18 protein-coding genes and 1 pseudogene are annotated in these 20,097 nt (G+C 36.0%); 4 read left to right on the top strand and 15 right to left on the bottom strand.

The features are described 5' to 3' along the window. Positions 1-8 precede the first annotated feature (8 nt). Both D1839_RS05515 and D1839_RS05520 read right to left on the bottom strand, forming a co-directional pair. Positions 9-194 (bottom strand): hypothetical protein, encoded by a 186-nt coding sequence (locus D1839_RS05515; protein WP_077703342.1) that lies wholly within the window; start codon positions 192-194, stop codon positions 9-11. A gap of 152 nt (positions 195-346) precedes the next feature. Beyond that, complete coding sequence (locus D1839_RS05520) at positions 347-3,409, bottom strand: DEAD/DEAH box helicase (RefSeq protein WP_120379038.1); 3,063 nt, start codon at positions 3,407-3,409, stop codon at positions 347-349. 463 nt (positions 3,410-3,872) lie between these two features. Here D1839_RS05520 and D1839_RS21275 point away from each other — a divergent pair, with 463 nt between their 5' ends. The 3 genes from D1839_RS21275 to D1839_RS05530 all read left to right on the top strand — a co-directional run bounded on the left by D1839_RS21275 (position 3,873) and on the right by D1839_RS05530 (position 4,887). Then, complete coding sequence (locus D1839_RS21275; RefSeq protein WP_442970606.1) at positions 3,873-4,049, top strand: ImmA/IrrE family metallo-endopeptidase; 177 nt, start codon at positions 3,873-3,875, stop codon at positions 4,047-4,049. Next, on the top strand, positions 4,000-4,185 hold the full coding sequence (locus D1839_RS20755) for an ImmA/IrrE family metallo-endopeptidase (RefSeq protein ID WP_286164731.1): 186 nt from the start codon (positions 4,000-4,002) through the stop codon (positions 4,183-4,185). Before D1839_RS21275 ends, D1839_RS20755 begins: the two co-directional genes overlap by 50 nt. A 213-nt stretch (positions 4,186-4,398) precedes the next feature. Next, a complete protein-coding gene (locus D1839_RS05530) occupies positions 4,399-4,887 on the top strand; it encodes a hypothetical protein (RefSeq protein WP_120379039.1) in 489 nt (162 codons plus the stop codon). A 584-nt stretch (positions 4,888-5,471) separates the two neighbouring features. Here the strand turns inward: D1839_RS05530 and D1839_RS05535 are convergent. The 5 genes and pseudogenes from D1839_RS05535 to D1839_RS05555 all read right to left on the bottom strand — a co-directional run. After that, positions 5,472-5,624, bottom strand: a pseudogene (locus D1839_RS05535) (helix-turn-helix domain-containing protein); the annotation flags it as partial. A gap of 386 nt (positions 5,625-6,010) precedes the next feature. Continuing rightward, positions 6,011-6,451 carry an acyl-CoA thioesterase gene (locus D1839_RS05540; RefSeq protein WP_120379043.1) on the bottom strand — a complete coding sequence of 147 codons (441 nt, stop codon included), beginning with the start codon at positions 6,449-6,451 and terminating at the stop codon, positions 6,011-6,013. Positions 6,452-6,907: 456 nt separating this feature from the next. Beyond that, the gene (sdhB, locus tag D1839_RS05545) at positions 6,908-7,672 is read right to left on the bottom strand and encodes a succinate dehydrogenase iron-sulfur subunit (protein WP_120379044.1); all 765 of its coding nucleotides are present in this window, start codon (positions 7,670-7,672) and stop codon (positions 6,908-6,910) included. 2 nt (positions 7,673-7,674) lie between these two features. Further along, positions 7,675-9,438 carry a succinate dehydrogenase flavoprotein subunit gene (sdhA, locus tag D1839_RS05550; RefSeq protein ID WP_120379045.1) on the bottom strand — a complete coding sequence of 588 codons (1,764 nt, stop codon included), beginning with the start codon at positions 9,436-9,438 and terminating at the stop codon, positions 7,675-7,677. 30 nt (positions 9,439-9,468) lie between these two features. Next, complete coding sequence (locus D1839_RS05555; RefSeq protein WP_286164732.1) at positions 9,469-10,083, bottom strand: succinate dehydrogenase cytochrome b558 subunit; 615 nt, start codon at positions 10,081-10,083, stop codon at positions 9,469-9,471. Between the two features lie 925 nt (positions 10,084-11,008). Here D1839_RS05555 and D1839_RS05560 point away from each other — a divergent pair. After that, a complete protein-coding gene (locus D1839_RS05560; RefSeq protein ID WP_120379046.1) occupies positions 11,009-11,452 on the top strand; it encodes a YslB family protein in 444 nt (147 codons plus the stop codon). A 171-nt stretch (positions 11,453-11,623) separates the two neighbouring features. Here the strand turns inward: D1839_RS05560 and uvrC are convergent, their stop codons facing one another. The 8 genes from uvrC to D1839_RS05600 all read right to left on the bottom strand — a co-directional run bounded on the left by uvrC (position 11,624) and on the right by D1839_RS05600 (position 20,084). Then, on the bottom strand, positions 11,624-13,414 hold the full coding sequence (gene uvrC, locus D1839_RS05565; protein ID WP_120379047.1) for an excinuclease ABC subunit UvrC: 1,791 nt from the start codon (positions 13,412-13,414) through the stop codon (positions 11,624-11,626). 118 nt (positions 13,415-13,532) lie between these two features. After that, the gene (gene trxA, locus D1839_RS05570; protein WP_050353311.1) at positions 13,533-13,847 is read right to left on the bottom strand and encodes a thioredoxin; all 315 of its coding nucleotides are present in this window, start codon (positions 13,845-13,847) and stop codon (positions 13,533-13,535) included. Between the two features lie 477 nt (positions 13,848-14,324). Further along, on the bottom strand, positions 14,325-15,296 hold the full coding sequence (locus D1839_RS05575) for an electron transfer flavoprotein subunit alpha/FixB family protein (protein ID WP_120379049.1): 972 nt from the start codon (positions 15,294-15,296) through the stop codon (positions 14,325-14,327). A 26-nt stretch (positions 15,297-15,322) separates the two neighbouring features. Beyond that, positions 15,323-16,096 (bottom strand): electron transfer flavoprotein subunit beta/FixA family protein, encoded by a 774-nt coding sequence (locus tag D1839_RS05580; protein WP_120379050.1) that lies wholly within the window; start codon positions 16,094-16,096, stop codon positions 15,323-15,325. Positions 16,097-16,114: 18 nt separating this feature from the next. Beyond that, positions 16,115-16,891, bottom strand: coding sequence for an enoyl-CoA hydratase (locus tag D1839_RS05585; protein WP_120379051.1), 777 nt, complete (start codon positions 16,889-16,891; stop codon positions 16,115-16,117). 28 nt (positions 16,892-16,919) lie between these two features. Then, positions 16,920-17,504: a TetR/AcrR family transcriptional regulator gene (locus D1839_RS05590; RefSeq protein WP_120379052.1), complete on the bottom strand. Its 585-nt coding sequence runs from the start codon at positions 17,502-17,504 to the stop codon at positions 16,920-16,922. 117 nt (positions 17,505-17,621) lie between these two features. Beyond that, a complete protein-coding gene (locus D1839_RS05595; protein WP_120379053.1) occupies positions 17,622-19,304 on the bottom strand; it encodes a long-chain-fatty-acid--CoA ligase in 1,683 nt (560 codons plus the stop codon). Positions 19,305-19,667: 363 nt separating this feature from the next. Continuing rightward, positions 19,668-20,084, bottom strand: coding sequence for a DUF350 domain-containing protein (locus D1839_RS05600; RefSeq protein ID WP_077299134.1), 417 nt, complete (start codon positions 20,082-20,084; stop codon positions 19,668-19,670). Positions 20,085-20,097: the final 13 nt, after the last annotated feature.

A 20,097-nucleotide genomic window follows, 5' to 3' on the forward strand; every position in this document is an offset into this window, starting at 1 on the left:
TCATAGTATTATTTTGATTGGGTTATACTTTCATTTGCTAACTCTAAAGCTTTTTTAATAAATTGATCGTGAGAAATTTCTCCATTTAAGCTTTCTCTGACTAAATTAGTCTGTTCTTCACTTACCTTTAAGTTCTCCATTTCAAGAGTTTTCTTTGCATATAGCATGCCTTTTTTTATGCTGCTTTCCTTCATTGAAAAACCCCTCTCAAAGATTTCAAAAGTTTATTGAACAAAACGTATATAGCTATTAAATCCCCACTTATAGCGTGTGGGGATTTAATATTCTTATTTTATAAAACAAGCTTCTTTTCTATAATTTCATGTTATCATAATAAGAACGTTTTCTATTTCTTTATTACATACCTGCTATTTTCAAGATTGTAAACTTCACCAATATTTCCTGCAATAGTTTTATAATATTCTTTTTTTGAAAGGCGGTTATAATCCCCTATCATGTAAAATTCTTTTTTCGCTCTTGTCACAGCCACGTTAATTAGATTAGGCTTAGAACATGACCAATCGGCAGCACTATCGCTTTTTTCATCTGTTCCAGCTACAAAATAAACAATATCTGCCTCCCTACCCTGGAATGTATGAACGGTTCCAATTGATTTAATGATCCAGCTACTTATATCTCTATTTGGAATACCTTCTTGCTTTAAGCGTGCTCTTACAATGTTCTTAATACCGTCTTTTACAGCTGTAAAAGGGGTAATTACATATATATCAGGACGCTCTATACCATTTTTCCATTGTGAGGCGATCTTTTCCGCAACAAAGTATGCTTGTTCTTTTACAAATTGGCGATTAGATGCACTGCCGATACAATGAAACCATGCACTTTCCCCAATCTTTTGCTCTTTAGCTAAAACCATTTTATTATCATAAGCAATTTCATTAGAGATGGTAAACATTGGACTTGAACACCTTCTATGAACCCATAAAGGAATTCCAATCCACTGCCGATACTTATTATATACTCCAAATCTATTTGCATTATCAGCAATAGATTGTACAGAGGACCCTTTATCAATATAAATAGAATCCACATTATAGTATTTTTTAATGTCTCCTAGAATTGTTTGATCAATAGTTACGACTGGTTCTATTTGAAGTGGATCTCCAACTACAATAGCATTTTTGGAACGCCATAATGCTCCTGCTGCTTGCTGTGGACTAGCTTGTCCAGCTTCATCAATAAACAAATAATCAATAAAATCTTTGCTTACCCCTTTGTACATCAAACTAAAACTTGCAAAAGTAGTACTTATTAATGGAGTTATCAAATGAATAGCTTGCCAAGCATATTCCAAGTATCGTCTATGTTCACTCTGGTTTAAATCTAACTGATTTCGGTAATTTAATAAACGAAGGTTAGATCTTATCGCTTTGTAGTTGAATATTAATATCAACTTATGAATCTTCATTGCTTTTAAAAATAACAATCCTCTTTCATAGTTTAATTCATCTGTGATCCAAATTGCTTTTTCTTGCCTATAATCATATACAGAACTACTCCAATATTTCTCATCAGGTAGCACTAAATTTTGATTTTCATATTTTTCCATTACACGATCATAGTAATCTATTTTATTTTTTTCTTCCTTCATAACTTCTTGTGTTGCATACTTTTTTAAGTTTAATTGATGTAAATCATCTAATTCTTTCTGAATTTTTGCATTAATTTCTACTAATTCAGCTTCTAATTGTAATATTTGTTCATTCTTTTTACGAAGCACTTTTCTAATTACTCTCTTTAAAAGCCCTTCTCTTGAAGCTGTTTCAAATTCTTCTTCTAATAATGTTTTTCTCTCTTGGTAATGTTCTAGTGTCTCTTCTACTCTTTTCTTCTCTTCTTCAATAAATATTAAAGTTGTCTCCAATCTATCTAATGCTCTTGGTAACTTATCAATATCTTTAAGCTGCTCACATAGGAATTGTAGTTCTTTTTTCTTTGCTTTAATAGACCTTAGTGTTGCTTGAAAATCATTAACAGCGTCTTTCCAATTAGACATGTCAATGTTTTTACTATCTTGTTCTAATTGATTTATAAAACTATCCTCATCTTTATTATAAAGTTTATTATAATAGCTCGATATATTTTCCTTTTTTCCCATTGCAGCAGAAAACAATCCCCACGCCTTTTCGTCATTTCCCATTAGCTCTTTGGCAGCAATTGGGTACATATTTAACTGTTTTACCTCATCAGCATAAAGTTCCTCAAATGCTTTAAACTTATCCTTTTCGTTAACTTTACGAATTACTTCCCCTTCTTTTGGAAGGTCTTTAGAAATGTTTTCTACTGCACCATTATTACTTGAAGCTACAACCATTGAATAATTTCTAATTGAGTTTTCCATCTCATAGATTGGATAATTGTAGCCTTCTAATTGAAGGGTTTTCAACTTTTGAAACGCTTTTTTTGGATCTCCTAATTTAATCATGGCTTCTGCTCTTTCAACCATGGTATGTGCAAAAATATCTTTTAATAGAGTTGTTTTCCCTGTTCCTGGAGGTCCATTAACTGAATGCACTTTTTCATTCATGTTTATAATTTGGTTAACTGCAACCTGTTGCATCAAAGTCAACCTATGTTCAACTTTGGAAGGCCACCTACCATTTGGTAAATATTTAGGCTGTAATATTTCTTCTATAACCTTTCTATTTTCATCAATGATGATTCTATTATTAGAATCTACTCCTTCGATAAACTTATATAAAGTCTCATTAGTTCCTTTTTGAATAATATTTTCTAAATCTTTTAAAAAGAAGCTGTTGAAACTACTCTGACCACTACTGCCTTCTTTTATGATTTCTTTCTCCACATAGTGTAACGATTGGTTTTCTAGTAGAAAAAAATACTGTCGATATGTATTTAAAGCTTTGTAGAGCGAATGTTCATCTACTCCACCTTTAAAAATAGCATCTACTTTGTCTTCAAACAATTGTAATTTATCATCAAATGCTGTCTTCAATTCATCATATGCTATATGAGCTTTTTCACTCATTATCCTAGTTGCATACATTAAAATAGGAACAAAAATTGAGTCCTTTATGTACTCCCCATTTTGATCAATCGAAAAGGAAAAGCTAAAAAGAATTGTTTTGTCTTTGTTGATAAGTTTTTCATTATTTTGCAGTAAATAACGTAAATACTCAACTAGTTTATATTGTTGAAAGCATCCCAAATAATATCGAAATTGTAGTTTTTCTTTACTAGACTCTTTTAATTTAACCTGCTCCCATGGTTTATCTGACAAACTAATTTGTTCAGTTTTACGACGCTTTTTCTCGTCTGCAAAATGATTTTTGCTGATCACTTTTCCAATACTATTCACCTTACTTGGAGATAAAGATTCAACTAATTTCCAAGCCTCTAAAACAGATTTCACATCTTCTTTCCGCATTGTTTCACTCCTAAATATTCTTCCTTCCCAATTGAAAGGTTTGTCTACTGGATAACTTAAATGCATTATACCAAATTTCCAGTTGCAGGAATATAGATAGGTATATTTATCTATTAAAACCTCCATCTTAGCAAAACAGGTCACCTCTTACCTTGATGCAAATAATAGAAATGCACTTAACCTATTTCTTTTAAGTCTTCATGATGAGCAAAAACGTAGCATCAGGCCTTTACTTTAAGAAACTGCCGCTATGTCGATATTATAAAAAAGGATGGCTACACTATGATGGGAGGATGGATCGATTGAGTTGGATAAAGGATATAGTAAATCAATTAATAAAAAAGTATCGTTCTAATAATCCATTTGAACTAGCAAACTTTAAAAATGTCCATGTTATCGAGTGGAATTTACATGACGAAATCAAGGGGTTTTACAAATATGATAGAAAAAATCAAATATTTTTATTAATTCTAATTTAGATGACATAACTAAAAGATTTGTATGTGCTCATGAGCTCGGTCACTCTCAATTACATACAAGAGTAAATACCCCTTTCTTACGGAGTACCACTTACCTTCCAGTAAGTAAGATTGAAGGTAGAAGCAAACACCTTTGCTGTAGAGCTTCTTCTGCCAGATGAGTGTCTCTATGAATATGTAAGCACAAACATTACCATTAAAGAAGTAGCTGCAACTTACGGTATCCCTGAACAAATTTGTCATTTAAAAATTAGTTTGGGCGGGTATTTAGAACTAAAACTTTTTAAGTGGAATTAAATTCATTTTACAAAACCAATAATATAATTGGTTAGTTTTTACTATATTACCAAATGATAAAGACTGTTAACATTGTAGTGAGCTATAATATTACAGAAAATTTTATTAATATTTTAAGGAGGGAAAACAAGTAATATATCAACAGCTATAGGATTTTTTCTATTACTCTAGCTATATACATTATAGTAAATTATTTAAAATGGAGGGATTACTATGTTGAAGAAAATTATATCGTTAGTGACAATTTTTACAGTAACTATGCTACCAATAGCTGTGTCAGCTCAAACAGTTAGCAATGAAAAGAAAAAGGAAGTTTCACCTGAAGAAGTGGAAGCTATGGCTTCTGAGTTAGAATACATCTTCACTGAAATTGCTGTTAAGGACGAATCGACTGGTGAATATGTTCTTGATAAACAAGAGCTGAATAATTCATCTTTTAGCGAAAAAGAAAAGGATGGCATTCTAAATGTTCTTAATTATATGAATAGCCAAAAAGGAATAACAACTTTTGACAACGCTTTTAAAAGATGTTGGGCTGATGCTGTAGGTATTGCCGGAGATGTGTTAGACGAGTTTTTAGGATACGTTGAAAATAAAGATTGGATTGCTGCAGCTGGTATTCTTGCATTAGCTGGTATATCCATTAATCCAGCTGTTATATTTGTATTTTCACTAACTTGTGGAGCCACTCCAGTAGAATAGAGTCTCTTTAGCATATATCAAGAACCTGTAAATGTAACCATACATTTACAGATTCTTTTATTTCATTACATGATGTTTTATAAGAACATTTTGGATCAATCTTATACTCCACATAAGAGGCTAATACCAATAGGTAATATCATTGAATGAAATTTAGTCGATAGAATAAAGTAAATTAAAAGGAGTTGTCGTATATTAACATTTTAAATAATATAAACGATTTATCTATACTGCTCTTGCTACTATCCTCTTTCTTTTATTATATTCAATTGAGGCAAATTAAAAGAGAAAGGAAGCTTACTACTTTTGAGACTTCAATGTATATATTAACACAAGTCGCATATCTTCTATGGGCAGGTAGTTATCTCCTTATGATATTGTCAAGATGAAAATGTTATACATGTACAGATAATATCGCTAGCTATTTAAACTGCTAATCTTGATGGAGGTAGATATCGGAGTTTGGTACCTTTAATTACTCTTAAGTGTTCACAAACAATCATTTATTTTTTAATACAGAATGGATAATCGCATCCTATAGCACCATTATCCATTCGTTTTTTTAAGCATTTGCAATTGGTATGCATAGCATTTGAAATATGGTTTCGGACTGTTTTTTCTGATATGAATAATTCCTGGGCAATTTCTTTTGTGGTTTTATCCTGTACTAATAGCTCGAATACTTCTTTTTCCCGTTTGGTTAATAATTGCTTCGGTTTATACTCGTTGTCCTTCAAATGGTAACCCCTCCTTGCTGTCAATAGAGCTGCAAAATGAAGGGAAATTATTTAGTCAATAATAGCTTATGTGAAAGCAATTAAACGGTGCGTACATTTATAAGGGTTAACAGAAATCTTCTTTGAGATTAATCGACACATTCAAGCCAGATGACAAATGTTTTTATCTTCCTATTTATTATTTGTTTTATTTTTAACATACACTCCTTCCTATTGTAAACGCCAAAATCTTGATTAGGATTGCGACATATTTTTCCAAACCCTAAGCCAACAATCTCAACTGGTATTCCTTTTACAACCGATTCATTCATTAAGCTCACACTTAATACATGGACCTGTATGGACTATTACTACAGACATACACGAAACAATTCAATCCATAGGTTTTACTTTTTCAACAATGCCGTTCTCATCGTTTTTTCCAATGATACAGGCTTGCCTGTTTTTGCATGAATATAGACAAGCCTTCCTCGTCCGGTTAAAGCTATTTCTTGTTTGTCGTCTAGTACCATATAATGAATATCAACAGATGATCTACCGACATGGTGCGCTTTTACATAAATATCAACGGTTTGATCAAAATACAATTGTTTTAAGTAATCACATTGCAAATCAGATACTACGGGGATGCCATCGGTATTTAAATTGCCATCAAAGATGCCAACTGCTTTTAAAAATTCGATCCTGGCCTGTTCAAAATAAATAAACGCTGCTGTATTGTTCATGTGTCCGAATAGATCTGTCTCAGAAAAACGAACTGTAACCGGGATGGAAAAGGAAAATGTAGAGCGCCATTGATTTAAATCTTCTATATAAGAAATTCTCATGCTTTCACTCACCTCATCAATTAGATATATAATACGTGGGCTTAGAATACTCTCACGGCTATTGAACAATTGAACTTTCATACTTGCACAGTTATGTAATTCGCCATCAAAAACATACTATTAGCTACCTTTTTCCACTTAACTACCTACTTGTCCCATGCCAAAAGCAAAGAAACATTATAGATTTCCTGGTATGGTAATATGTTAACCTAATTAATGTTAAGACCCCTTTTACTACTATCCTGGAATTTACATATTGACTTCCCCAAGCTGCATAAGAAAAGTATTTCCCAAAGTTAAAAAATAATGTGGAGCAATAATATTTCCTGGGTGTGTGCGTGAATAAATAAACAAAATCACCAAAACAAACCGCTATTCAAAAATTTCTCACTTTTTCAAGTGGAAAACAGCCCAAAGCCTAGCTAGAGGCAGAGGGCCGTTTGTCAAAACTAGATGTTAATGTGCGTTGTCACTTCCAAAAAAGTTTTTAAACGCTTGAATGTTTGTAGCTCGGTTCATTGCAGCAATAGAGGTTGTTAATGGAATACCTTTAGGGCATACTTGTACACAGTTTTGCGAATTTCCGCAACCATCAATACCACCGTCTTCCATCAACCCATTTAACCGTTCACTTGCATTCATCGCTCCGGTTGGATGTGCGTTAAACAAACGAGCTTGTGATATAGCAGCTGGTCCAATAAAATTGGATTTGTCATTCACATTTGGACAAGCCTCCAAACAGACGCCACACGTCATACATTTAGATAATTCGTAAGCCCATTGGCGTTTCTTTTCGGGCATACGTGGTCCAGGACCTAAATCATGTGTACCATCGATGGGTATCCACGCTTTCACTTGTTTTAATGCATCAAACATGCGTTCACGGTCAACAATTAGATCACGAACAACTGGAAATGTTGACATTGGCTCTAAGTGGATCGGATGGTCAAGCTGATCCACAAGTGCTGCACAAGATTGTCTTGCAACCCCATTGATCACCATGGAACATGCACCACATACTTCTTCGAGACAATTCATATCCCATTGTACTGGTGTCGTTTTCTCCCCATTTGCATTAACCGGATTTTGCCTAATTTCCATCAATGCAGAAATAACGTTCATATTTGGCTTATATGGTACTTTAAACGTTTCTTTATAGGAGTTAGAATCAGGGCTGTCTTGTCGAGTTATAATAAACGTAATTGTTTTATTATCAGCCATTCTTACTTACTCCCTTCGTTTTTTTTCGTGTAGTCGCGCTTACGAGGCTTAATTAATGAAATATCGACATCCTCATAAGAAAACTTTGGCGCTTTTTCTTCCATATCAAACTCTGCTATAGTAGTTTTCAACCAGTCTTCATCATTTCTGTCTGGAAATTCTGGCTTATAATGCGCACCGCGACTCTCATTTCGATTATAAGCGCCTTGTGTAATGACACGAGCTAGATGAAGCATGTTTTCCAGTTGTCGTGTAAACATGACACCTTGGTTGCTCCAACGAGATGTATCATTAATATTAATGTTATCAAAACGCTGAAGTAGCTCTTGAATCTTTTCATCCGTTTCTAGTAATTTCTTATTCTCACGCACTACGGTAACATTGTCGGTCATCCACTGACCAAGCTCTTTATGAAGTTGATAGGCATTTTCTTCGCCATCCATGCTCATTAACTTATCAAAGTTATCCTGTTCAGCTTTTACATTTTCTTCAAATAAGTTAGCTGGCAAATCATCTACATGTTTATCTAAACCTTCAATATACTCCATTGCTTTTGGACCAGCAACAGCCCCACCATAAATGGCCGACAATAGTGAGTTAGCACCAAGTCGATTAGCACCATGCTGCGAATAATCACATTCTCCCGCAGCAAAAATCCCAGGAATATTAGTCATTTGATTAATATCAACCCACAGTCCACCCATAGAATAATGGACAGCAGGGAAGATTTTCATCGGTACTTTTCGAGGATCTTCGCCAACAAATTTTTCATAAATCTCAATAATTCCACCTAGTTTTATATCTAACTCTTTCGGATCTTTATGAGATAGATCCAAATACACCATGTTTTCACCGTTAATACCAAGCTTTTGATTAACACATACGTCAAATATTTCACGTGTGGCGATATCTCTTGGTACCAGGTTTCCATAAGCCGGATATTTTTCTTCTAAGAAATACCACGGCTCTCCATCTTTATATGTCCAAATTCTGCCGCCTTCACCACGAGCAGATTCACTCATTAATCGTAATTTATCATCACCTGGGATGGCCGTTGGATGAATTTGAATAAATTCTCCATTCGCATATTTTGCTCCCTGCTGATACAATTTGCTTGCAGCAGATCCTGTATTAATCATTGAATTGGTAGATTTACCGAAGATAATTCCAGGTCCCCCAGTGGCAAAAATAGTTGCGTCAGATGGGAATGCTTTGATCTCGTGTGTTTTCACATTTTGAGCTACAATTCCTCTACCAACGCCTTCTTCATCGATTACCGCCCGAACAAATTCCCAGTTTTCATATTTTGTAACAAGGCCCTCTACTTCATAGCGACGTACTTGTTCATCTACCGCATAAAGCAATTGTTGCCCTGTTGTTGCCCCTGCATATGCTGTTCTATGCATTTGTGTTCCACCAAATCGACGAAAGTCCAGCAATCCTTCCGGTGTACGGTTAAACATAACACCCATGCGATCAAACATGTGTATAATTCCAGGTGCTGCGTCACACATCGCTTTTACTTGCGGCTGATTTGCCAAGAAATCTCCACCATACACTGTATCATCAAAGTGAAGCCAAGGAGAGTCTCCTTCCCCTTTCGTATTGACTGCACCATTTATTCCACCTTGAGCACATACAGAGTGAGAGCGCTTTACAGGAACAATTGAAAATAAATCAACACTTACTCCTGCTTCTGCTGCTTTTATTGTTGCCATTAAGCCAGCCAAACCTCCGCCAACTACGGCAATTTTTCGTTTATTCATAACTTGTCACCCACTCCCTGTTCCTTTAAATTAGACACCGTACGCAAACGTGATGATTGTTCTTACCCCAACATAACTCAACGCTAAGAAGACAATCAGAGTTGCATATGTAGCAATTTTTTGTGACTTAGGTGTTTGCGTAATCCCCCATGTCACACAGAAGCTCCATAGACCATTGGCAAAGTGAAAAATAGTAGATAGAACACCAATCATATAGAACCAGAACATAAATGGATTGGAAAGAATTCCTTCCATGAGACTGTAGTCTGCTCCTTCTGACCCTAATTGAATTCTTGTCTCCCACACATGCCATACAACAAAGACAAATGTAATAACTCCCGTTATTCGCTGTAAATAGAACATCCAATTACGGAAAAAGCTATAATTTCTCATGTTGTTTCGTGCTACAAAGACAATATATACCCCTAAAATCGCATGAAACAAAATTGGGATGAAAATAACTCCAAACTCCAATACTAGTCTAAATGGAAGACTGTGCATGAACTCCGCTGCTTTATTAAAATTTTCTTCCCCATAAACAGCGAAATGATTCACCACTAAATGCTGAATCAAAAAGATACCGATTGGAATTACACCTAATAACGAGTGCAATCTTCTTGTTAGAAACTCACGATGCTCTGTCAATGTGTTCCCCCCCTTAATTTGATCAGTAGTTAGTTTCATAATGTTGTACATATTTAAAAGTTCAACTCTTACATTTCTCAAAAAAGGAAAGTACGACGAGTTGACATTGTACAATTGTGACATGTTTATTGTACTTCTAACTGTTTCAAGCGTCAAGAAAACGGTACCTTTATTTCTATTTTTGAATGCGTTAAAAATATTCACATTAAAGGAACTCTTCTTTATATGAAACAACTAACTATAAAACAATCATCTCAGGATAAGAAGAATCGGTAGGATTGCTGTTGCAGACTAAATAAAGTCTGATAAAATGGAATTTCAATCAAGGTCCTTCTCTTTCTGATGGTTAGTTATACATGTTGCCAAACACATCCCATATTTGCTAGAAGCATTCTCTATGATACGGAACGTGCCTTAATCGAACACTTTTTGACAGTTGGCCCCCCTTACCTACATATCCTATGGTTCTTCATGGTTCTTCGGAGGGTAGTGGGAACTCACGGTTAGCTACATGCGAGATAAAATCAATTACATCATTTAGTAGTTGACCTAATTATGATAAACTGTAAGAAGTCACAAAATGTAGTACTATACTTGCGGGTAACCCTAGTTTTATAGATAATAGAAGTATTGGATACAGAAAAAAAGGGCAATACGATTTTGTCTTCGGTTCTAATGTAAGTGCATAAAAAAGTTACGGCCTTTTAATATGTAAAGGATCAATCCATACAAAAGACTAACAATCACAAGTATAATAGATTTTGATGTACATATCGACTTTCATACATATCTTTTAGGATGGTTATTCGGTAGATTATTTCTAGACAATCAACAATATTAATATGTTAATAAGCTAATTTTTTTTGACTATAAGCGCTTTTTATATTTTTCTTGGTTGGGATTATTAGTAGAGAGGATGACACAAATGATAAATCAACAAGAAACGGTAATATCCGTTAGTGAATTAGGAACATTACATACAGAAGGTGCAGGATATGATATTTTGCGATATATTAGCTTACCAGAATTATTAGGAAAAGAATCCCATACATTGTTATATTTCATGGGCAGAAAACTAGCGCGGAAGTTTGATATACAGACGATGGAAGATATTATTCGTTTATTCGCCCTTTTAGGCTGGGGGCAATTAGAAATGGTTAAAGATAAGCGTAAATCAATCACTTTTCAATTGATGGCTGATGCCGTTGCACTTCGCTTGCAAGCCTCTTTCCCTACTGATTTCAGATTGGAAGCTGGTTTCTTGGCAGAAGCTCTTTTGCAAATTGAAAATAGAGATTGTGAATGTATAGAATCCATTAATAAAAGGATTCATCAAGTTGAATTTAAGGCGATGTTTTCAACAGATTAACATGATAATGTATTAGCTTAACGAGCTTGATCAGAACATAAGCACTCTTACTCCGACAAGGAGCTACCAGATTGAAGTAATCTCAATAAGCTGAATTGAAGTTAAGTAAATACGAAACATAACTAAACAATCACCAGCACGAAAAAAGCAGTAGAACCCGAACGAATGGTGCTACTGCTTTTCTGTTTTGGCGGTTTGAAAATGGTTAATAATATTTTCCGCTGTATCACGTGGAATTCCTAATCTCGTGAATTCATCGATACTAGCTTGTTTTATTTCGGTTATCGTTTTAAAATGCGTTAACAACAATCTCCTCCGTTTTTGACCAACGCCTGGGATGTTATCCAATTCTGACTGCACCACATTTTTCCCACGGAGCTGACGATGAAACGTAATGGCGAAACGATGCACTTCCTCCTGCACTCGTTGCACAAGATAAAACTCATTCGATTTGCGATCCAAATCAATAACTTGAGGTGGAAAACCGTATAATAGCTCACTTGTTTTATGGCGATCATCTTTTGCCAAACCACATAGAGGAACATCAAGCCCCAACTCGTTTTCCAACACATCCAGTGCGGCACTCATTTGCCCTTTTCCTCCATCTACAATAATTAAATCAGGGAGCGGCAATTTTTCTTTGAGCACTCTCGTATATCTCCTCCGGATAACCTCTCTCATCGTTTCATAATCATCAGGTCCCTTTACATCACGAATTTTATACTTGCGATATTCGTTTTTCGCCGGTTTTCCATCTATAAAAACGACCATTGCGGAAACAGGATCTGTTCCTTGAATATTGGAGTTATCAAACGCCTCAATACGGTGCGGCGTCTCGATATTTAACCGTTCTCCTAAATGCTCTACAGCTACAATCGTTCGTTCTTCATCACGTTCCATTATGGAAAACTTTTCATGCAATGAGATTCGTGCATTTTCCTCAGCGAGTTTAACCAACTCTTTTTTTCTACCGCGAAATGGTGTATGCACATCCACTTCCAATAAATCCTTTAACAGCTCTACATTGGTACCAAGCGGAACAAGAATTTGTTTCGGTTTCGGATGATTTTGATGAAGATAAAAACGACCAACATAACTGAGGAACGTCTCCTCTGCCTCATCAAAAAACGGAAATACAGCAATATCACGTTCAATCAACTTCCCTTGCCGAATAAAAAACACTTGAATGCACATCCACCCTTTATCATAACTATAGGCAAAAATATCTCGATCCGTCTGGTCATTCAACGTCATCTTCTGTTGCTCCATGACAGATTCAATATGCTGGATTTGATCTCTTAATTCCTTAGCTCTTTCAAAATTTAATTGTTCACTCGCTTGATACATTTTTTCCGTTAAATCTTTTTTTATTGTTTTAAACCCACCTTGTAAGAAGGATGAAACACTTTGCACGATAGTTGCATATTCTTCTTTCGTCGGTGGTTTGTCACTACAGGCATAGCATTGATTCATATGATAGTACAGGCAAGGACGTCCAGGAGGGTTATTACATTTTCTTAGAGGATATAGCCGATCTAATAATTTTTTAGTTTCTCTAGCTGCAATTACATTTGGATATGGACCAAAGTATTTTCCGCGATCTTTTTTTATCTTCCTCGTAATTAGTAATCTTGGGTGACGCTCTGCAGTAATCTTTAAATATGGATACGATTTATCATCCTTTAGCATAACATTATATTTAGGGTCATATTTTTTAATTAAATTCATTTCTAAAATAAGTGCTTCTATTTCTGAGGAGGTTACGATGTACTCGAAGCTTTCAATTTCCTGAACTAATCGCTGCGTTTTTCGATCATGGGCTCCTGTAAAGTAAGAACGAACCCGATTCTTTAATACTTTGGATTTCCCAACATAAATGACCGTTTCGTATTTATCTTTCATTAAATAGCAGCCTGGTTTAGCAGGTAATACCGCTAATTTATCTTTTATATTCTGGTTCATCTAACACTCATTCCCTTAACAGACATGTTCTGCGCTGTACGACTCTAGAAAATCCCTTGTCACTAATAGTAACAAGGGATTTTCTTATTTTCTATTCTACTGAATAGTATATCATTTTTTAAGCATGTTTGTTAATTAAATCAACTAATGCCTCTTTTGGTTGAAAACCGATTACTTGGTCAACAACTTGACCATCTTTAAATAACAACAGTGTTGGAATACTCATCACACCAAATTTGCCCGCCGTTTCTTGGTTTTCATCTACATCTAATTTTACAATTTGAACTTTATCAGACATTTCGCTGTCAACTTCTTCTAGAACCGGTGCAATCATTTTACATGGACCACACCACGGCGCCCAAAAATCTGCAAGTACTAGACCTTCTGCCGTTTCTTTCGCAAATGTCTGGTCAGTAGCATTGATAATTGCCATTCTTTCACTCCTCCTTTTAAAACCTTTCATGATTACGTTGAGTATATCACCGTTTCTATAAGCTTCCTAATAATTTGCTTATGCCTCGGTTATATCATTTCTCAAACATTAAAATCAATTCATACGCTCACTTCGTTATGTACATAGTTGAAAGTCTATCCCTTTTTGATGAGCATCCATTATAGGCACCTATCTAGATGCAAACAATAATCAAATGAAAAGGGTTGGGACATTAAGATTTTCACCAACATATCCGAACTACTGAGAAATGATGAATGGCGCAAGTAATCCACTCAGGAAATATACTTTCCTCATCTCATAGTGACTGGTGAGCTTCCCCGCTAACGAACTGCGGGGTCTCACCGATGTCTTTCCTCCCTAGCAAAGTCACCTTTCTTTCCAAATATAAATACACAACATTCACTTTTAAAGTTAGTCATTTCGATATTTCCTCATCTTAACAAAACAAATGGGATGTTACTTTAATCTTGTAATCTCTTCAATTAACAATGGAACAATATCAAATAAATCGCCCACAATCCCATAATCGGCTATCTGAAATATAGTTGCTTCAGGGTCTTTATTAATCGCCACAATCACTTTGGAATTCGACATTCCTGCTAAATGCTGAATTGCTCCTGAAATACCTACGGCAATGTATAAATCAGGTGTAACCACCTTTCCTGTTTGACCAATTTGCAAGGAGTAATCACAGTATTCCGCGTCACAAGCGCCCCGTGAAGCACCGACTGCTCCACCTAATACTTCAGCAAGTTCATATAAAGGCTTGAAGCCTTCTGCACTCTTTACACCGCGACCACCTGCTACAATTACGTTTGCTTCAGAGAGATCTACACCTTCTGAAGCTTTTCTTACCACCTCTTTAATAATCGTGCGGATATCTGCTACATCCACTGTTTTCTCGCTAACATCTCCTGTTCTTGATGGGTCTTTTTCTAGTGGTGCGATGTTATTTGGTCGAATAGTAAAAAAAGTTAATCCATCTGTGATGATTTTCTTTTCAAATGCTTTTCCTGAATAAATGGGACGGACAAATTGTACGCGATCGCCATCCACCTCAATGTCCACTGCATCTGAAATCAAGCCTGTATTCAGTTTGCTTGCTAATTTTGGAGTAAGATCTTTTCCTATTGCCGTGTGTCCCATCACTATAGCGTCGGGAGCTTGTTCCTCAATTACTGCCATGACTGCCTGACCATATCCTTCAGACGTGTAGTTTTGTAAATTTTCATGGGCTACTGTAATTACACGATCTGCACCATATTGGACCATTTCTTCTCCTAAAGGAGTAAGTTCACCATTTCCGCATATAAGTCCAACTACTTCTCCGTTAGGATTAACCTTTTTTGCTGCTGCAATCGCTTCAAAAGAAACATTTCGTAATGCTTCGTCCTTTACTTCCCCAATTACTAATATTTTTCTGCTCACGTCAATTACTCCTCTCTGTCTTAAAATTACAGTACCTTTGCTTCCGTCTTTAATAAAGAAACAAGTTCTTGCACTTGTTGTTTTGGATCCCCTTCAAGCATTTTACCTGCTTCTTTTTCAGGCGGTAAAAAAACGTCTACTGTCTTCGTTTTCGCTGCTACGTCGTCTTCATCTAAATCCAGATCATCTATTTCTAATTCTTCTAACGGTTTCTTTTTTGCTTTCATAATTCCAGGAAGCGAAGGATAACGCGGTTCGTTTAGCCCTTGCTGACATGTCACCAATACTGGAAGAGCTGTCTCTACTATTTCAACGTCTCCTTCTACATCTTTTTCTATCGTGATTGTTTCGCCATCAATTTTTAAATCTGTAATCGTTGTCACATATGCCATATCTAAAGCCTCTGCTAACCTTGGACCAACTTGACCGCTTGCTTCATCAATTGCCACATTCCCTGCAAGAATTAAATCTACTTCTTTATCTGCAAAAAACGCTTCCAAAATCTTTGCTGTTGTAAATTGATCCCCGTCTTCCAAATCATCTTCGGTATTTATTAACACTGCTTTATCTGCCCCCATTGCTAAAGCAGTGCGTAATTGTTTTTCAGAATCCTCATCTCCAATAGTAACAACAGTAACTTCCCCGCCGTGCTCATCACGCTGATTAATAGCTTCCTCCACAGCATACTCATCGTATGGGTTAATAATAAATTCAGCGCTATCATCTTCAATTTGCCCATTTGATATATTAATTTTCTCTTCCGTATCAAAGGTTCTTTTTAGTAGTACATAAATATCCATTATTGCTCCTCCTTTTGTTTATTTATCCTGGAAGTTTGGTTTACGCTTGTCAATAAACGCTTGCACGCCTTCTTTAGCGTCATCGGATCCAAAAATTTGCCCAAAAGCTTTTGCTTCTTGCGACACGCCTTCAGCAAACAACCCCGTTTTTGCATAAGGAATCAGTTGCATAATTTGCTGGATCGTCAATTTGCTTTTCGTAGCAATTTTCTCAGCTAACTGCTTCGCTTCTTCTTCTAAAGTTTCCTCAGTAACTACTTTATTTGCTAGACCATAGGAATATGCTTCTTCCCCGCTAATAGGTTCTCCGGTTAATATCATTTCATATGCTTTTGCTGAACCGACATAGTGTGGCAAACGCTGCGTTCCAGCAAAACCCGGAATAATTCCTAACGTTATTTCCGGCAATCCTAGTTTGGCAGATTTTGTTACAATTCGCATATGACAAGCCATAGCAAGCTCCAAGCCTCCTCCTAAGGCTGCACCATGGATAGCTGCAATAATTGGAATATGGAATTGCTCCATGCGGTCAAATAAATCTTGCCCTCGTTTAGCCATCGATTCATAATCAGATGCTTTTTGCAATGTAGTAAATTCTTTTATATCAGCTCCTGCTGAAAAAAATCTCCCTTCTCCTTTTAATACTACTGCCTTGATACTCGTTTTAGTCTCTACCTCGTCCAGATTCTCAGCCAAGTCCTGTAATAGACTACTAGATAAGGCGTTTGCCGGCGGGCTTTTAATGGTTACATAAGCGACTGAATTAGTTATTTCTAAATCTAATGACTTCGTCAATCGTTTGCCTCCTTTTGCATGTATGGAATTATTTGGAATGAAGTCCTTTGGTTAATAGGGTGTGAACTTCTGTTGCTTGTTCAACAAGATTATATTTTCTGTCTTTCATCACCCAATTTGTAACCGTTTCATCAAGTGTACCAAAAATCATTTGTCGGACAAGTCTTACATTCAAACCGTTTCGAAATATTTTCTCTTGCATACCTTCTTTAATGATCGAGTCAATCACATTTAAATATGGTTTTAACACATTGTTAATTTGTAATCGCAAAGAAGGATTGGATTGCCTCAATTCAAGCTGTGTCACAATTGCTAAATGGTGATCTTCACTCAGTTGGCGAAAATGAAGCTTAATCAGTTCAAACAGCTTTTCGTCAGCATTGTTTTTATTCTCAATAGCTTCTGTAATATGTGCAATAAATTGTCCCATCTTTTCTTGAAAGACTGAAATTAATATATCTTCTTTATTCTTAAAATACAGATAAATGGTTCCGTCTGCTACTCCAGCTTTTTTCGCTATTTTTGATACTTGAGAGGCGTGGTAGCCATTCTCCGCGATAACTTCTACTGCCGCTTCAATAATTTGATTGTATTTCGGTTTATTTTTTTTCATTGTTCTCTCCTAAACTTGATGCGATAATGAATGACTGTTCATTCATTATTGTATCTCCTTTTAAGAAAACTGTCAATTGCTAAGCTTGTATAACTATGGCGAAAAAAGAGCCTAAGCTCATTTAACTTGAAGCTTTTCTTTCTCTTCATCAACAAGTTGCCTTCTAAGAATTTTACCAACTGCTGTTTTGGGAAGCTCTTGCCGAAATTCATAAATGCGGGGTACTTTAAATGCTGCTAAATGTTGCCTGCAATACGTATTTAAATCGGCCTCCGTTATCGAGTAACCTGGTTTTAAAACAATATAGGCTTTAACGGTTTCCCCACGATACGGATCGGGAACACCTGCTACAACTACTTCTTGAATAGCCTCATGTTCATATAGAACTTCCTCTACTTCACGAGGATATATATTGTAACCCCCAGCAATAATCATGTCCTTTTTACGGTCCACCACATAAAAATAGCCATCCTCCGTTTGGTAACCAAGGTCACCAGTAAGTAACCAACCATCTTTTAATACTTGAGCTGTTTCCTCCGGATTATTCCAATACCCCTTCATAACTTGCGGTCCTTTAACAGCAATTTCACCAATCTCTCCAACAGGAGCTTCTTCCATAGTTTCAGCATCTATAATTTTAGCATCTGTATCCGGCCAAGGTACTCCAATACTTCCGCTCCTTCTTTCATGCCAAACAAAATTAGCATGTGTAACTGGAGACGTTTCCGTTAGACCATACCCTTCTACAAGTTTTCCACCTGTCACCTTCTCAAACTGTTCCTGTATTTCCATTGGTAACGGTGCAGAACCACTAATACAAGCTTCGATAGATGATAAATCATACTGTTCTAATTTAGGATGATTTAACAAAGCTACATAAATCGTAGGCGCTCCAGGAAATAGCGTCGGCTTATGTTTATCAATTGTTTTCAAGACTTCTGTGGCATCGAATTTGGGTAGCAAGATCATTTTTGCACCGATCATAATCGCATTATTCATTACTGCTGTCATTCCATATACGTGAAAAAAGGGCAGTACTCCTAAAACAATCTCCTCTCCAGGTTTTATGTTATAAATCCACGCTTGGCACATTTGTACATTGGAGACCAAATTATAATGCGTGAGCATAACTCCTTTTGGATTGCCTGTTGTACCTCCGGTGTATTGTAATAAGGCCAAGTCTTCCTTAGGATCGACACTAACCTTTTCATATGCGGGTTGAGCAATATCCATCATGTAATCCCATGCATGCACATCTTCTGATTGTTCCACCTTTACAACCATATGGTACTGTTTCTTTTGAATATAAGGGTAGATGAGATTTTTAGGGAATGGTAGATAATCTTTAATACTTGCAACAATAGTATGCTTTACATCCGTATTGTTTTTGACGTTCGTAACACGAGGTAATAAAATATCCAAACATACGATAATAGTAGCACCAGAGTCCTTCAGCTGATATTCTAACTCTCGTTCCTTATAAAGTGGATTCGTCTGCACGATGATACCGCCAGCCATTAAAGCTCCATAATAAGCGATTACAGATTGTGGACAATTTGGTAGCATTACAGCAATTCGGTCTCCCTTCTCCATACCTAGTTGCTGTAGGTAGTTCGCCATTTTAGTTGCTTGCAAATAAAGTTCTTCATACTTCATATCCTTCCCCATAAAATGAAGCGCTTTCTTTTTTGGAAATGTTTCAGCACTCTTCCATAAAAATGCGTGAAGCGGCTTTTCATCATATGGAATGGATGTTTTTATTTCAGGTGGGTAATGCTGATGCCAGCTTCTTCCTTCCATGCTTTTTCCTCCCTTTCCTTTATGTTTAATTACATTATACCGATTAATTGCTATTTTTTGAAATATTATTTAATTTTTTATTTAAAAAACTTGGCTTGTCGCCAAGTCTTATGGCAAAAACCTTTGTTTCTCTTATATTATAAACCAAAAACTGATGCTTCCCTATAGTGTAAAAAAACTTGGCACGGTTGCCAAGTTTCAAATGATAAGTTCCGCTTTTTGGATGCACCTATTTTAACAATTATCACACCTACAATTAAGATTTATGATGTCATCAACCATATAATCCCAACAATAATAAAAACCACAGCTACTACGATTAAAATCTTTGCTAACCGATCCAATACCATCGTTTTTCCCCCCTCACCCTATGCTGGCACCAATAACAAATGCTAATCCTATGGAAATGATCATTGAAATAAATCCCACTGCTTTGTTTCCGTTCCCAATTTCCTCGTCCACTTTAAGTACGGGAGTTAAAAATTCAAATACAAAATAACCAAGTAATAACAAAATAAATCCGAATACACCCCAGCCTATACTTTGCACTAAGGTGTCATTATGTTCGATGGAATAGCGGAAAATAATTGCAATCCCGAATATTTTTCCACCAGTTGCCATCGCTACTGCAAAATTTCCTTTTTTAATCTCTTCCCAATTTTTATACGATGTGACGATTTCTAATATAGCTAAAAACACAAGGGTACATAAAATAACCACACTGTACCTAGCGGCAGTCTGTACAACAATATTTTCCCAAAAGGCTGCTCCAATCTCCATCACAATCACCTCT

The sequence above is a fragment of the Roseburia sp. 1XD42-34 genome (genome assembly GCF_009917385.1).
In the GTDB taxonomy this organism is placed as follows: Bacteria; Bacillota; Bacilli; order Bacillales; family Amphibacillaceae; genus Virgibacillus.

Coding starts and splice junctions, on each gene's coding strand:
- D1839_RS05515 (WP_077703342.1), bottom strand. CDS start 194: ATGAAGGAAAGCAGCATAAAAAAAGGCATGCTATATGCAAAGAAAACT.
- D1839_RS05520 (WP_120379038.1), bottom strand. CDS start 3,409: ATGCGGAAAGAAGATGTGAAATCTGTTTTAGAGGCTTGGAAATTAGTT.
- D1839_RS05530 (WP_120379039.1), top strand. CDS start 4,399: ATGTTGAAGAAAATTATATCGTTAGTGACAATTTTTACAGTAACTATG.
- D1839_RS05540 (WP_120379043.1), bottom strand. CDS start 6,451: ATGAGAATTTCTTATATAGAAGATTTAAATCAATGGCGCTCTACATTT.
- sdhB (WP_120379044.1), bottom strand. CDS start 7,672: ATGGCTGATAATAAAACAATTACGTTTATTATAACTCGACAAGACAGC.
- sdhA (WP_120379045.1), bottom strand. CDS start 9,438: ATGAATAAACGAAAAATTGCCGTAGTTGGCGGAGGTTTGGCTGGCTTA.
- D1839_RS05560 (WP_120379046.1), top strand. CDS start 11,009: ATGATAAATCAACAAGAAACGGTAATATCCGTTAGTGAATTAGGAACA.
- uvrC (WP_120379047.1), bottom strand. CDS start 13,414: ATGAACCAGAATATAAAAGATAAATTAGCGGTATTACCTGCTAAACCA.
- trxA (WP_050353311.1), bottom strand. CDS start 13,847: ATGGCAATTATCAATGCTACTGACCAGACATTTGCGAAAGAAACGGCA.
- D1839_RS05580 (WP_120379050.1), bottom strand. CDS start 16,096: ATGGATATTTATGTACTACTAAAAAGAACCTTTGATACGGAAGAGAAA.
- D1839_RS05590 (WP_120379052.1), bottom strand. CDS start 17,504: ATGAAAAAAAATAAACCGAAATACAATCAAATTATTGAAGCGGCAGTA.
- D1839_RS05595 (WP_120379053.1), bottom strand. CDS start 19,304: ATGGAAGGAAGAAGCTGGCATCAGCATTACCCACCTGAAATAAAAACA.
- D1839_RS05600 (WP_077299134.1), bottom strand. CDS start 20,084: ATGGAGATTGGAGCAGCCTTTTGGGAAAATATTGTTGTACAGACTGCC.